Raw genomic sequence first — 14,175 nt, 5'->3', positions numbered from 1 at the left:
GAGGAATCACCAATGGAATTCTTCCGTTTTTTAATGAGTGATGTGCTGTCTGAACCGTCCATATTGGTCGGTTTGATTGCGCTTATCGGCCTGATTGCACAGAAAAAACCGGTTACGGAATGCATCAAGGGCACGGTGAAAACCGTCATGGGCTTTCTGATCCTTGGGGCGGGCGCGAGCCTGATCGTGTCCTCGCTGGGAGATTTCGCCCAGATTTTCCACCATGCGTTTGGTATCGCGGGTGTGGTACCGAATAATGAAGCCATTGTCGCGGTAGCACAGAAGAACTTCGGCACCGAGATGGCGATGATCATGTTCTTCGCGATGGTCATCAATATCGCAATCGCCCGCTTTACGCCGTGGAAATACATTTTCCTGACCGGCCACCACACGCTGTTTATGTCGATGATGGTTGCCGTGATTCTGGCGACCGCAGGCATGAAGGGCGTGCTGCTGATTACCGTTGGGTCGCTGGTCGTCGGGGTATCAATGGTGCTGTTCCCTGCCATTATTCACCCGTATATGAAGAAAGTCACAGGCTCGGATGACGTCGCCTTTGGTCACTTCTCTGCGATATCACAACTGCTGTCAGCATTTATCGGCAGCAAGTTTGGTAATAAAGAGAAATCAACAGAGGACATGGAAGTACCGAAGAGTCTACTGTTCCTGCGTGATACGCCAGTTGCCATCGCCTTTACCATGTTTTTCATCTTCATTTTCACCTGTCTGTTTGCCGGCCCTGAAGCGGTGAAAACGATGAACGCCGGTGGGAAAAACTGGTTCATGTTTTCGCTGATTCAATCCATTACCTTTGCCGCCGGCGTGTATATCGTGCTGCAAGGCGTGCGGATGGTGATTGCGGAAATCGTGCCGGCGTTTAAAGGCATTTCTGACAAACTCGTCCCCAACGCTAAACCAGCATTAGATTGCCCCGTGGTCTTTCCGTATGCCCCGAATGCCGTTCTGGTCGGCTTCCTGAGCAGCTTTGCAGCTGGGGTGATCGGTATGGTCCTGCTCTACCTGATGGGATTAACGGTGATCATTCCTGGCGTAGTGCCGCACTTCTTCGTCGGCGCAGCGGCTGGTGTGTTCGGTAACGCTACCGGCGGACGTCGCGGTGCGATTCTAGGTTCTTTTGCCAACGGACTGCTGATTACCTTCCTGCCTGTTTTCCTGTTGCCGGTGCTGGGCAGTATCGGGCTGGCAAACACCACGTTCAGCGATTCTGACTTCGGCGCGGTGGGGATTCTGCTGGGCATTATCGTGCGCTAAGCCCGCATGATGAATATCATCCGACAGACCGGTTTTAGTTAACGGGGGAAATGATGGAATTCTATTTAGATACGGCGGATGTCGCCGCAGTAGAACGACTTGCTGGCGTGTTGCCGATTAAAGGCGTGACCACCAATCCAAGCATTGTCGCACGCGGAAAATCCGATATTTACAGCGTGCTACGGGACATGCAGGCCGTTATCGGCACGGAAGGACAGCTGTTTGCTCAGGTGATGTCGCGCGATCCTGATGTGATGGTGGAAGAGGCATTGAAGCTCAGAGATGTGATTCCTTCTCTGGTCGTCAAAGTGCCGGTGACGAATGCGGGTTTGAGCGCTATCAGGCAGTTGACGGCGCTGGATATTCCTACCCTCGGCACCGCCGTATACGGTGCGGGGCAAGGGTTTTATGCCGCGCTGGCTGGCGCTCGCTATATCGCGCCTTACGTCAACCGCATTGATGCGCAGGGTGGCGATGGGATTGCACTCGTGAAAGAGCTGCAAACCCTGATTAACCTGCACAGCCCGCAGACTCAGGTGCTGGCGGCTAGCTTTCGCACGCCGCGTCAGGTGCTGGACTGCCTGCTGGCGGGGTGTCGGGCGATTACCGTCGACCCTGCTGTTGCTGAACTGTTCCTGCAAGATCCTGCGGTTGAAGATGCGCTTAACCGGTTCGATCATGACTGGCAAGCACGCTTTGGTCATGCCGATCTTGGTTGATTAATGGACAACACCACTCGCTCGCCGGGTGGTGTTTTCACTGTTTGCAAATCCACCTCTGCTACCCCTTCTCGCGGATTCAAAGGCGAGCGCTGAATCACCCACTTCCCCCACACCAGACCTCATGCGAACACGCGATATCTCACCGTAGCCGCAGATCGGTTCTCCCATAAGATAATTGATTGGACAAAATTTGCACATTGAGAAAGAGGTGATTATATTTATCATTCAGTAGTTTTTTTAGTGATAATAACGATAACCAATAGTTACAATATAAAACTACTTGTCTTATCAGTTTAAATTAAGGTTTAAATGGCGCATTGCTGAGGCTCTGTATTCTGGCAGAAATACGGCTCCTATTTTAAATGCGGCTTTTACCTTTGTCGACAGCGATAGTGGCAATACTTTTCTCCTATGGTTGATTCAAAATACGTATGTATCTTTTATTACATTCAGGAGTCCAGCATGTTACTCAAAACGTTTTTATTAGGCACAATTTTAGGAATAACCTCATTTACGGCTTTCGCCGCCAATCCTGTCGATGGAAAGACACTTAACGTTGCGGTTTCTCCCGCTTCACCCCCGATGCTATTTAAATCCGCTGACGGGAAATTAGAAGGGATCGATCTTGAACTCTTCTCTTCTTATTGCAAAGAAAGAAACTGCAAACTGAAAATAACGGAATACTCTTGGGATGGCATGCTGGGTGCCGTGGCAAGTGGTCAGGCTGATGTCGCATTTTCAGGGATATCCATCACGGATAAGCGCAAGAAAGTCATGGACTTCTCCGCTCCTTATTATGTGAATTCATTTAATCTGGTCAGCTTAAATAATCGTGATATAGACCTGAGCGATCTACATAATTTAAAAAAATACACCGTAGGGTTTCCCAGAGGTATGGCTTACGCCGATTTGATAAAAACCGATCTGGAACCCAAAGGATATTACTCGCTGAGCACAGTAAAACTTTACCCCTCTTATAATGAAACCATTGCCGACTTGAAAAATGGCAACTTAGATCTCGCCTTCATAGAAGACCCGGTTTACTTTAACTACAAGAACAAGCAAAAAGCCCCGATTGAAAGCCGCTATGTTTTCAAAGGCGTTGACCACCTTGGGTTTGCCTTTAAGAAAGGTTCACCGGTGCGCGATGACTTTAATACCTGGCTGAATGAACAGGGTGAAGCAAAAATATCGGGCATCGTAGATAAGTGGATGAAATAAAAAACGATGTCATCACAAGACATGATAAACATTTATTATTTCTTGTTTGAAGGTGTCAAGTACACGCTCATCGTCACATTTACGTGTTTTGCATCAGCCTTGGTTATTGGATTAACCGTCGCCGTGTTACGGCGACTGGTTTTTCCCTCGGTGAAGAACATACTGGATATTCTGGTCTTCATTTTTCGTGGTATTCCCGTTTTAATCGCCGTCTTCCTCGTTTATTTCGGCCTTCCGGCAATAGGCCTGAGCATTCCCCCCCTGCTTGCCATGAACATTAGCATCGGATTAATCAGCGGGAGTTATCTTGCGGAAGTGTTCCGCGGTGCGCTTCAATTGGTCGATCCGTCAGAGATTACCGCCGCCAAGACCGCAGGTTTAGGGAAATTACAAATTATAAGATACATCGAGCTACCGCAAATGCTCCGCTTTTCTGTTCCTGGGGTAGCCAACGAATTCTCATCGGTATTAAAAGCCACACCTTTTGCCTACACCGTTGGCATACCGGAAATCACCAAGCAGGCCATGTCTCTGACGGCAGTCACGATGAACGGTCTGGTCATTTATACGCTGGCGGCAATACTTTATTTTCTCATTTACAAATTATCTATTATTGCCGTAAGGCGGCTTGAAATGAGATTTCAGGTAACGGGCGATAGCTTGAAAAATCAGGGTGGCAATAGATGACGTTAATAGAATTACGCGAGGTCAGTAAAACACTCGGTAGCAAAAAGGTGCTGGATAATCTCAATTTACAGATTGAGCATGGCGAAATAAAAATCGTCATGGGCCCATCGGGCTGTGGCAAAACAACGCTGCTGCGCTGCCTGGCCCAGCTTGAAAGCCCGGATACAGGTAATATATTTTTTCATGGTCAGAACGTTACCGATAAAAAATTTAATATTCTCGATTTCAGGAAAAAAATTGGATTCGTTTTTCAGAACTACGCGCTATATCGTCATCTGAACGTTATGGACAATATTACTCTGGCGCTGCGTAAAGTCTTTAACGTCTCCGAACGTGATGCCAGAACTAAAGCCTTATATGAACTGGAAAGGCTGGGGATGGAGGAGCACGGTATGAAATACCCTTCACAGCTCTCTGGCGGCCAGCAACAGCGCGTTGCTCTCATCCGTGCTCTGGTTACCGATCCTGAAATCATTGTATTTGATGAGCCGACCTCCGCCCTCGATCCGCTCATGACCCGTGAAGTGGGTTCGCTCATTAAGCAACTTCACCGGCGGAAAGTCACCATATTATGCGTCACCCACGATATACGTCTGGCTAAACAGCTGTGTGACAGAGTGACCTTCCTAAACTATGGCAGGATTCGGGCCGAAGGATCTTTCGCAGAGCTGTCAGCCCTAAATGGCGAGCCGGATATTCATTATTTTTTTGGAGAAAAGTAATATGCTTGCCGGATGGATGAGTTTTTATCACGAGCTGATAGATCAGCTTCCACTGGTGCTTGATGGAATCAGCGAGACAGTAAAGCTGGCGATAGTGGTTTCTCTCACGGGCTTTTTCTGGGGCATTGTTATTTTTTTTCTGAGTATCAGCAACCGACCTGCCGTTAAAAAGCTAACAGAAATGTATATGGACTTTTTTATCGGCACGCCATTAATTCTTATTTTATTTGTCATGTATTACGGCTTGCCACAAACCGGTATTAACTTATCGCCTTTCGCTGTCGCGGTAACGGGATTTACCCTGAATATCGGGGCTTATAACGCCGCCTATATGACAACCGCTTACAATTCCCTGAACAAGTACGAGGCGGAAGCGGCCGTCGTACAAGGGTTTAGTCAATGGCAAATATTTCGCTTAATGATATTGCCTCAGGTATTAATCACCTCAGTGCCCGCACTGACTAATCAGGTCATTAATAATATCAAAGACAGCACCATCGCTTTCCTCATCCAGTACACTGAATTTTTTTCCCGCATTCAGGAAGTCGCGGCAACTAACTTTGAGTTTTTCAGTGCCTACCTGTTCGCTGCGCTGGTTTACTTAGTGCTGATTTCTTTTATTGTGCTGCTGTCCAGAATCATTGAACGCAAGCTGCTTGTCCTCACTCAGGCCTAACCTGACAGTGAGCGATGATTGATTCAGATAACGACCAAAGGCTCCCCGCGTACTGATTCCAGCACGCTTTTCCTTCACCGTTCTGTCAATGCAGGACGAATTCGCGGTACTTTTCCACCAGCGTCAGAAAATCATCCAGACCGCATAAAGACAGGCTCTCTTCGTCGTAATAACTCATTCCCTCTTCCAGCTCATCCGTGGTGAAAGACAGTTGATTTGCCTGCACCATCACTTCTTCTTCATCCAGCGACAGCGTGTACTCGTGGCCCACGCGCCGCCACTGCCGCTCGCTGCCTGCGACGGAACGCGCGCCATCTTCGACATCAGTCAAGATCGTCAGTTGGCCTTTCACTTCTTCATTGAACCAGTGTCCGATCGCTTCATGTCCCATCGACATACGAACGATGACCTGGCCCGTCACATCCCGCAAAAATTCATAGTCCATGATGCCATCCTCACTGTTATGTTTCTTTTGTTCAGTTTAGTCGCCTCTGCCCCCTATCGTCGTGATACACCTTCACCTTTCATGCTGCAAAAGCACGATGCCAACCGTCAATGCACAGGCAGCGTGAGGTATGAGGCGTATAAAACGGGCAGAAAAAAAGGAGGCACAAGGCCTCCTTCGGTGTAGAGATGCGAACTATAGCGAGTTAGACCGCCGTCTGGAAGATCACGCTATCCGCTTTCTCGGTATATTGACCTAACTGGTCAAAATTCAGATAGCGATAGGTGTCCTGCGCGGTTTTATCCACCTGCGACATGTAGGTCTGGTACTCTTCTGACGTCGGCAAGCGACCCAGCAATGAGGCAACCGCAGCCAGTTCGGCAGAGGCCAGATACACATTAGCGCCGGTTCCCAAACGGTTCGGGAAGTTACGCGTCGAGGTAGAAACGACCGTCGCACCATCCGCTACGCGCGCCTGGTTACCCATGCACAGCGAGCAGCCTGGTATTTCGATACGCGCTCCGCTCTTACCAAACACGCTGTAGTAGCCTTCTTCGGTCAGCTGTGCTGCATCCATCTTGGTCGGCGGCGCAACCCACAGGCGGGTCGGCAGTTGGCCTTTGTGGCTATCCAGCAGTTTACCTGCCGCACGGAAGTGCCCGATGTTGGTCATACAGGAACCGATGAAGACTTCATCAATCTTCTCGCCCTGCACGTCAGACAACCAGCGCGCATCGTCTGGATCGTTAGGCGCACACAGGATCGGCTCTTTGATGTCGGCCAGATCGATATCGATCACCGCGGCGTACTCGGCATCGGCATCCGCTTCCAGCAGTTGTGGATCGGCCAGCCATTTTTCCATACCCTGAATACGACGCTCCAGCGTACGACGATCGCCGTAGCCTTCGGAGATCATCCACTTCAACAACACGATGTTGGAGTTCAGATACTCGATGATCGGCGCTTTATCCAGCTTGATCGTACAGCCAGCCGCAGAACGTTCCGCCGAGGCGTCGGTCAGTTCAAACGCCTGCTCGACTTTCAGATCTGGCAGACCTTCGATTTCCAGAATACGGCCAGAGAAGATGTTCTTCTTGCCTTTCTTCTCAACGGTCAACAGGCCTTGCTTGATGGCGTACAGCGGAATGGCGTGAACCAGATCGCGCAGGGTAATGCCCGGCTGCATTTTGCCTTTGAAGCGCACCAGAACGGATTCCGGCATATCCAGCGGCATCACGCCCGTCGCGGCAGCAAACGCCACCAGACCGGAGCCCGCAGGGAAAGAGATACCGATTGGGAAACGGGTGTGGGAGTCACCACCTGTACCAACGGTATCCGGCAGCAGCATACGGTTCAGCCAGGAGTGGATAACACCATCGCCCGGACGCAGCGATACGCCGCCGCGGTTCATGATGAAATCAGGCAGTGTGTGGTGCGTGGTCACGTCAACCGGCTTCGGATAGGCCGCGGTGTGGCAGAACGACTGCATCACCAAATCAGCGGAGAAGCCCAGACAGGCCAGATCTTTCAGCTCGTCACGGGTCATCGGCCCGGTGGTGTCCTGTGAACCTACAGATGTCATCTTCGGTTCGCAGTATTCGTCAGGGCGAATACCCGCGACGCCACAGGCACGTCCTACCATTTTCTGCGCCAGCGAGAAGCCTTTTTTGCTGGCTTCAACCGCTTTGGAAATACGGAAGATATCGCTGTGCGGCAAGCCCAGAGATTCGCGCGCCTTGGACGTCAGTCCACGGCCGATAATCAGTGGAATACGGCCACCGGCGCGAACTTCATCCAGCAAGACGTCGGTCTTCAGCGCAAAGGTCGCCAGCACTTCATTGGTGTCATGACGACGCACTTCACCTTCATACGGGTAGATATCAATCACATCGCCCATATTTAGATCGTTCACATCGACTTCGATCGGCAGCGCACCAGCATCTTCCATCGTGTTGAAGAAGATCGGAGCGATCTTGCCGCCCAGCACTACACCACCGCCGCGTTTGTTCGGAACGTGAGGGATATCATCCCCCATGAACCACAGCACGGAGTTGGTTGCCGATTTACGCGATGAACCGGTACCGACAACATCACCGACGTAAGCCAGCGGGAAACCTTTCTTGTTCAGTTCTTCGATCTGTTTGATCGGGCCCACAGCACCAGGTTGATCGGGATCGATACCTTCACGGGCGTTTTTCAGCATCGCCAGCGCGTGCAGCGGGATGTCAGGGCGTGACCAGGCATCAGGTGCCGGAGACAGGTCATCCGTGTTGGTTTCACCGGTGACTTTAAAGACGGTAACGGTAATTTTTTCCGCCAGTTTCGGGCGGGACAGGAACCACTCGGCATCAGCCCAGGATTGAATCACTTTCTTGGCGTGCGCATTGCCTGCTTTCGCCTTTTCTTCCACATCGTAGAAGTTATCAAACATCAGCAGCGTGTGGGACAGCGCTTCGGCGGCAATCGGTGCCAGCTTGTCGTTGTCTAACGCATCAATCAGCGGATGAATGTTGTAGCCCCCTTGCATGGTGCCCAGCAGCTCAATCGCTTTTTCCTGGGTGACCAATGGGGAAGTGGCTTCGCCTTTGGCGACGGCAGCCAGAAAACCGGCCTTCACGTAGGCGGCTTCATCAACGCCGGGGGGGACACGGTTAATCAGCAGGTCAAGCAATACTTCTTCTTCGCCCGCCGGGGGATTCTTGAGTGACTCAACCAGCGCGGCCATCTGCGTGGCATCTAACGGTTTAGGAACAATCCCCTGCGCAGCCCGGTCGGCTACGTGCTTACGATATTCTTCTAGCACGACGTTCTCCTCGCTCTCATTGTCTTCATTATGCCCGGCGCTCTTGTTCCCGCTTGTGGTGTCCATGCCTGGGTGCCAGCGTGTGGATGTAAGGTAGTAGAGTGTCCGGTCCAGCCTCGTCAGCATATCAGGATTTGAATTGATTGTTAATTCGTTCACATAATAGCAACATTAATTTTTGTTCAACTATGCTATGTGCCCAATTTCACTATCACTAAAAAATGCCGACATCAGCAGAATAGCATGTCCCTGACGGCGCACACTAACTATGCTGAGTTAACCACATAATAGGTAAGTTTTTAACAACATAGCGCGATTAATCATCGTTTGATGGCGTAGCGATAATCAGAATGTTCGCAATAGAGTCGGGAAAAGTGTTAACAGATGATAGGTGCCTTCACGGCAACGATGCCGGATGACCTCTTTGATCACAGGAAAAAATGCCATGAAGATAAAACGGTATCTGCCAATGGTTTTCGCTACTGCTTTCGCGTTCACTGCCTCCGTCTATGCCGCCCCTATCGAGCTGGAGGGGATCGGTTTAACGCGCGATATTCCCTGTAATGGCAATGATGTCAATATTTCAGGCAACGGCAACAACATCGTACTGACCGGCAAATGTGCCGATATTTCCGTCTCAGGTTCCGAGCACAACATCACGTTCGATACCGCAACATCGCTCACCGTGACCGGTTCAGAGATTGCCGCCACAGGTCAATCGACGGGTGACCTGACTGTCGCCGCGTATAAAAACACTATCCGCACGCACATCCTTGCCGAAGATAAACCAGCGAAGGTGAATGTGACGGGTACGGAACATCATCTCGATCTGGATTTTAAGGGCCCTGCCGCTGTTTCCTTCAATGGCATCAGCAACCGCCTCTCATGGGGAGGAACAGAGCCGAAACTCTCTTCCAGCGGTGCTAATAACGTCATCAAACAAAAACCATAATTTGCTGCGTTTATTCCTCTGACAGATGCCTGCCGAACGGATTCCGGCAACGAAGAACACACGCCTCAATCGACAGTTCGCCGATTGAGGCTTCATTTTTAGTACACAGAATATCGAATCAATTCCCGCTAGAGCGGGTCACATCAGGCCTTAAACGTTAGCCACGGACGCAGCCGTGCCACGGGTTGAATCAGCCCTGACTGCGCCTGAATATCAATCACAGGCGCAACGGGTTTATAGGCCGCAGGCGCTTCTTCCCGCAGGCGTTCGTCTTTCAGTGTGATGCATTGCCAGGGCAACGTATCTGCCTGCTTCGCCGTATCGACCTTGTTACGCATACTTTGCCGACGTTCAGCACGCCCCGCACCGTGTGAACACGACCACAGCCAGTCGGGATTCCCTTTCCCCGTGACGAGATAAGAGTAATCACCCATTGAACCGGGAATCAGCGCAAATTCCCCGGCTTTGGCGGGCGTCGCCCCTTTACGATGCAGATTCATCCCGTGTTCCGGCAAGATAATGTTATGCGACAGATCGACCACCAGCTTGCTGGTATCTCGCGTAAACACCTGCTTCCAGGAAGAGCGAATCAGTTCAGTCAGCACGATCCGGTTGATCCACGCATAGCGTGCGGCGACGCCCATGGCTTCCATATAGTCCGTCGCCTGCTCATCAACCAGACCAAACAGGCCGGACGCCGGATATTTTTCTCCCGCAGGCCAACAGGCTCGCGCTTTATCGATCCCACGCTGGCCGACGTAAAAACCCACGTCCCGTGAACCGGTGTGAATCATCACCACGACTTCTCCTTCCTGCACGCCAGCCTGATACGCCGCGTGCCTGTCCAACACGGCATCGACAATTTGCAGCTCAACGAAATGATTACCCGACCCTACCGTGCCCAGACTGGAAGGCCGAAGTATCTCGCGAGGCGCAAAAAACGGTTCAGGCGCATGTCGACTAGCGGCACGAACCGCATCGGTTCCGGCGATGGAGCCGAGTTCCGCCGACAGCCGTCGGAAGTCCACCTCCTGCCAAAGCCCCTGCTGAGGCAGTGCCGCCAGCCACGCCGACAACCCCTCATCAAAGAGCGCGGAAAACGAATCTGGCGTAACGGGAACATCACGCCGATCCAGCAGTAACGTGTTTTTGAGCGCCTGAATCAGCGCGGGTTTGTGCTCATCAGCATCCGTATGATGCACGCCCGTTGTCAGCAAGCGCATGCCACAATTGATATCCGTCCCAATCGCCGCAGGGATAACGAAGTTCTCCGTTGTGGCAACAATGCTGCCGACAGGCGCAAGCGTACCGGGATGGAAATCCGGCGTCGCGCGAGCAGCACAGACGCGTGCATCGCTGCCCGGTAGGTGAACCGAGGCGAAATCCAGTAGTTGCTGAACCGCCTTTTCTTCCAGCGGCAACGTGTCCGGCAACAGAATCTGCGCTTCTGCGTTCTGCCTGCGGAGATGATAAATAGAATGTTGGTAATCGGTGTCTATCCCCAAACGGGATAAACGTTTTTGTAAGCGAGTAAATGTAGACATGGTGCTACCTAGAAAAACAGAAAATCGCTCCTCCCGTTTCGGAGAGAAGGTTGTTTTTCCTGCAGCAGCAGATTCAGGAAAGGATGTCGGGCTATTCTAGGGAGGAACGCCTCTATTGTAAACCACAGGCCGCATCACGCTGGCTCCGTTATGCGCTGTTTTATCGATGTCAGTCATTATCCTCGCTCATGGCCGAGGGTATGATAAGCTCAATATATTAGGCATCACTAAATTAGTCAGTTACGCAGGATGGTAGGTACATGGCGTTGAGCAATTCGGATCGGGAATTCATGCAGGACGGTGCGGCAAAAGCCGCAGCGATGCTGCGCGCGATTGGCAACGAGAACAGGCTACTGGTGCTTTGCCTGCTTATCGAGCACGGTGAAATGTCGGTTGGCACGCTGCTTGAACACATCCCGCTAAGCCAGTCCGCCCTCTCGCAGCATCTGGCAAAAATGCGTGAAGAAGGGTTGATTAGCTATCGACGCGAATCACAAACGCTGTACTACCGCATCGAAAATCAGGACGTGGAAAAAATCGTCGCCACCTTAAAAGGCATTTTCTGTCCCTGATCGCGGCAACGGCCCGCAGGATGGCGGCCGGAGATGGTACGCCATAAAAAACGCCACGGCACAATAGTGCCGTGGCGTTCGCGATTCAGTATGACGGATATAAAATTTAGAACGACGTATTCACGCTAACAAAGAAAGTCCGTCCCGGTTCGTTATAGGTTGCCGCACCGGCACCCGCGATGGTGACGGAATTATTGATAGTGTTCACCACATCCTGCGCATTACCCGCACGGAACAGGCGTTTATCAAACAGGTTATCAACCCCGCCGGTCACGCTCAGGTTCTTGTTAAACTTATAGGTACTGCTTAACCCGAACAGCGCATAAGGGCTTAACTCATTGGTTGCGCTACCCGTTACGCGCTCACCTTTGTAGTTATATTTCTTCGGCTTCTGGCGACCATACCAGGTCACATCGGCCAGGAAGGAAAGGCTCTCCGTCGCCTGCCAGTCTACCGATGAATTCAGGGTAAACTCCGGCGTAATCGACAGATAATCACCCGTGGTTTTATTTTTCGATTCCAGCATCCAGGTCAGATTGTTACGCCAGTTGATGCTCTCCGTGACAGGAACGGTCAGGTTACCTTCCAGCCCTTGAATAACAGCTTTCGGTACATTGCCCCACTGGAAAATATTGGCGTTGGCATAATCCTTATTCGTCCCGCCCACCGCTTTACCGATAACATTGTTGCCTGCTTCAATCTTGTTGCGGTAATCGTTATGGAAATAGGTGATGCCCGCGATCAACCCATCACGGTGAAACTCCAGACCAATTTCTTTATTCAGGCTGGTTTCCGCCTTCAGGTCTTCATTACCGATTAGGTAGCAAGACGTGCCGCCAGCACAGCCCTGTCCACGGCTATAGAGGAGATAATTCTCGTTAGTCTGATACAGGTTCGGCGCTTTGTAAGCACGAGCGATACCTAACTTCAGCGTGTAGTCGTCACCCAGTTCCTGCGACAGGTTGAGCGACGGGCTCCAGTTGGTGCCTGCCGTGCTGTGATTATCGACACGCAGCGCCGGTGTCAACATGGTGCTGTCCGTCAGTTGGACGTTATCTTCCACGAAGGCAGAAGCCAGACGAGCCGCGGATTTTTCACTGCGGCCACTGCTGCTCAGCGAACCCACACTCCCGGCTTCGGTCGTCGTCTGCATGTTCGACACCGGATCTTTCATCTTCTGCTCGTTCCATTCAACCCCGAACGTGAGTACCTGATCGACCCAGACATTTAGTGGAATATTCACTTCATTATGCGCAGTGAAATTATCCAGCTTTATCGTGCCATATTGGTTCGGACTCGTCGTATCAAAAATCCCTTCTAAACCGCCAGACAGTCCCTCAAGGATACGGGTATTGTGCGTGCGCTCGTATTGCAGATACGACGTAGAGCTAACGCCGCTGTCCCAGTAGCCGCGATGCGTGACCGCAAAGTTCTGGCGGTACATGCGGTTGGTTTCCTTGCCATAATTACTCACGACAAGCGGGTTGGTGTTGGTATTTTGCGAATCGCCCGCATAGATATTGCCCTGACGGCTGGAACCCGCTTCGAATTCCAGCGACTGCTGCTTGGTCATATCCCAACGCAACAGGCCGTTGATATCTTTATTACGCACGCCTTCACGCCCGGAAGGCAGTGAAGCTGACTGATTGCCCGCGCGTGCGGACTGATGCCCTTCGTTAATATCGCGTGCATCAGCCTCGGTTTTATTCAGGTTGCCGTACAGACGGAAGCTCAAGCTGTCGGTCAGGCCCCCCATCAGGCTGAAATCGGTACGTTTGGTGGCGCCTTCTGAACTATGCTCCGGCGCATTCAGGAAGGTGTTCCAGGTGCCATGCCATTCCTGACTTGGCTGCTTGGTGATGATGTTAACCACGCCGCCCGCAGCGCCGTTACCATAGCGCGCCGCCGCTGGGCCGCGTAGCACTTCAATGCGCTCGACCATATCGGCAGGCACCCAGTTGGTGTCGCCACGAGTATCGCGCTCGCCGCGCCAGCCGTAACGTACTGCCGTACGGCTCGACACGGGCTTGCCATCCACCAGAATCAGTGTGTTTTCCGGTCCCATGCCGCGGATATCGATCTGGCGATTGTTACCGCGCTGGCCGCTGGTTGAGTTACCGGACAGATTGACGCCCGGCATGGTGCGAATCAGATCGGACAGATCGTTAGCAGGCGGACGCTTACTGATATCTTCAGCCGTAATCACCGACACGCCCGGAGCCTGACGGGTTTGCTCAGCCGCCGTCACCACCATCGTGTCGCCCGATGTTTTACTTTCGGCCTGATTCTGCACCTGAGGGGCAGGTTCTGTTGAAGGCGAGGTCTGCGCAGCGCTCAGAAACGACGTCATCCCGCAGCTAACGCCAATGAGCGTCGCCAGATAACGACGCGATTGTGGTAGTTTCATCAAAATTATCCTGCCCTGTAAGAAATGAATAAGTAGCCTGAAAAAGGATCAACATCGCAGCCGGTACAGCGACACCTAACGACAATCAGCAAAACGCTGAATAACGGCGGAGATAAAACGCGCAAACGTGGCGGTTATCGGGGAGAAGCGTC

General features: G+C 51.8%; 12 protein-coding genes. 8 read left to right on the top strand and 4 right to left on the bottom strand.

Going from position 1 to position 14,175, the window contains the following annotated elements:
• Positions 1 to 12 precede the first annotated feature (12 nt).
• The 6 genes from QWJ20_RS13695 to QWJ20_RS13670 all read left to right on the top strand — a co-directional run bounded on the left by QWJ20_RS13695 (position 13) and on the right by QWJ20_RS13670 (position 5,300).
• Positions 13 to 1,272 (top strand): PTS ascorbate transporter subunit IIC, encoded by a 1,260-nt coding sequence (locus QWJ20_RS13695; protein ID WP_039483604.1) that lies wholly within the window; start codon positions 13 to 15, stop codon positions 1,270 to 1,272.
• Between the two features lie 53 nt (positions 1,273 to 1,325).
• Complete coding sequence (gene fsa, locus QWJ20_RS13690) at positions 1,326 to 1,991, top strand: fructose-6-phosphate aldolase (RefSeq protein WP_433992847.1); 666 nt, start codon at positions 1,326 to 1,328, stop codon at positions 1,989 to 1,991.
• A gap of 465 nt (positions 1,992 to 2,456) precedes the next feature.
• Complete coding sequence (locus tag QWJ20_RS13685; RefSeq protein WP_127156308.1) at positions 2,457 to 3,215, top strand: transporter substrate-binding domain-containing protein; 759 nt, start codon at positions 2,457 to 2,459, stop codon at positions 3,213 to 3,215.
• A 6-nt stretch (positions 3,216 to 3,221) separates the two neighbouring features.
• Positions 3,222 to 3,902, top strand: a complete 681-nt coding sequence (locus tag QWJ20_RS13680; protein ID WP_119888488.1) for an amino acid ABC transporter permease — start codon at positions 3,222 to 3,224, stop codon at positions 3,900 to 3,902.
• Positions 3,899 to 4,624: an amino acid ABC transporter ATP-binding protein gene (locus QWJ20_RS13675; RefSeq protein ID WP_095992877.1), complete on the top strand. Its 726-nt coding sequence runs from the start codon at positions 3,899 to 3,901 to the stop codon at positions 4,622 to 4,624. Before QWJ20_RS13680 ends, QWJ20_RS13675 begins: the two co-directional genes overlap by 4 nt.
• A 1-nt stretch (position 4,625) precedes the next feature.
• Positions 4,626 to 5,300, top strand: coding sequence for an amino acid ABC transporter permease (locus tag QWJ20_RS13670; RefSeq protein WP_109411698.1), 675 nt, complete (start codon positions 4,626 to 4,628; stop codon positions 5,298 to 5,300).
• An 85-nt stretch (positions 5,301 to 5,385) separates the two neighbouring features.
• Here the strand turns inward: QWJ20_RS13670 and yacL are convergent, their stop codons facing one another.
• Positions 5,386 to 5,745, bottom strand: coding sequence for a protein YacL (gene yacL, locus QWJ20_RS13665; protein WP_109411697.1), 360 nt, complete (start codon positions 5,743 to 5,745; stop codon positions 5,386 to 5,388).
• Positions 5,746 to 5,950: 205 nt separating this feature from the next.
• Positions 5,951 to 8,548, bottom strand: coding sequence for a bifunctional aconitate hydratase 2/2-methylisocitrate dehydratase (gene acnB, locus QWJ20_RS13660; RefSeq protein ID WP_106389062.1), 2,598 nt, complete (start codon positions 8,546 to 8,548; stop codon positions 5,951 to 5,953).
• A gap of 445 nt (positions 8,549 to 8,993) precedes the next feature.
• On the opposite strand from acnB, the gene QWJ20_RS13655 reads away from it, so the two are divergent.
• Positions 8,994 to 9,500, top strand: coding sequence for a DUF3060 domain-containing protein (locus QWJ20_RS13655; RefSeq protein WP_433992747.1), 507 nt, complete (start codon positions 8,994 to 8,996; stop codon positions 9,498 to 9,500).
• A 143-nt stretch (positions 9,501 to 9,643) separates the two neighbouring features.
• Here QWJ20_RS13655 and QWJ20_RS13650 read toward each other — a convergent pair whose 3' ends face one another.
• The gene (locus QWJ20_RS13650) at positions 9,644 to 11,044 is read right to left on the bottom strand and encodes an RtcB family protein (protein ID WP_433992746.1); all 1,401 of its coding nucleotides are present in this window, start codon (positions 11,042 to 11,044) and stop codon (positions 9,644 to 9,646) included.
• A 260-nt stretch (positions 11,045 to 11,304) separates the two neighbouring features.
• Here QWJ20_RS13650 and QWJ20_RS13645 point away from each other — a divergent pair, with 260 nt between their 5' ends.
• The gene (locus QWJ20_RS13645) at positions 11,305 to 11,616 is read left to right on the top strand and encodes an ArsR/SmtB family transcription factor (RefSeq protein WP_039317193.1); all 312 of its coding nucleotides are present in this window, start codon (positions 11,305 to 11,307) and stop codon (positions 11,614 to 11,616) included.
• A gap of 106 nt (positions 11,617 to 11,722) precedes the next feature.
• Here the strand turns inward: QWJ20_RS13645 and QWJ20_RS13640 are convergent, their stop codons facing one another.
• A complete protein-coding gene (locus tag QWJ20_RS13640) occupies positions 11,723 to 14,023 on the bottom strand; it encodes a TonB-dependent siderophore receptor (protein WP_433992745.1) in 2,301 nt (766 codons plus the stop codon).
• Positions 14,024 to 14,175: the final 152 nt, after the last annotated feature.

It is taken from the genome of Pectobacterium sp. S5, from assembly GCF_051707265.1.
Classification (GTDB): domain Bacteria; phylum Pseudomonadota; class Gammaproteobacteria; order Enterobacterales; family Enterobacteriaceae; genus Pectobacterium; species Pectobacterium polare.
The sequence above is the reverse complement of the archived record's forward strand: the minus strand, read 5'-3'. Positions and strand labels throughout refer to the sequence as shown.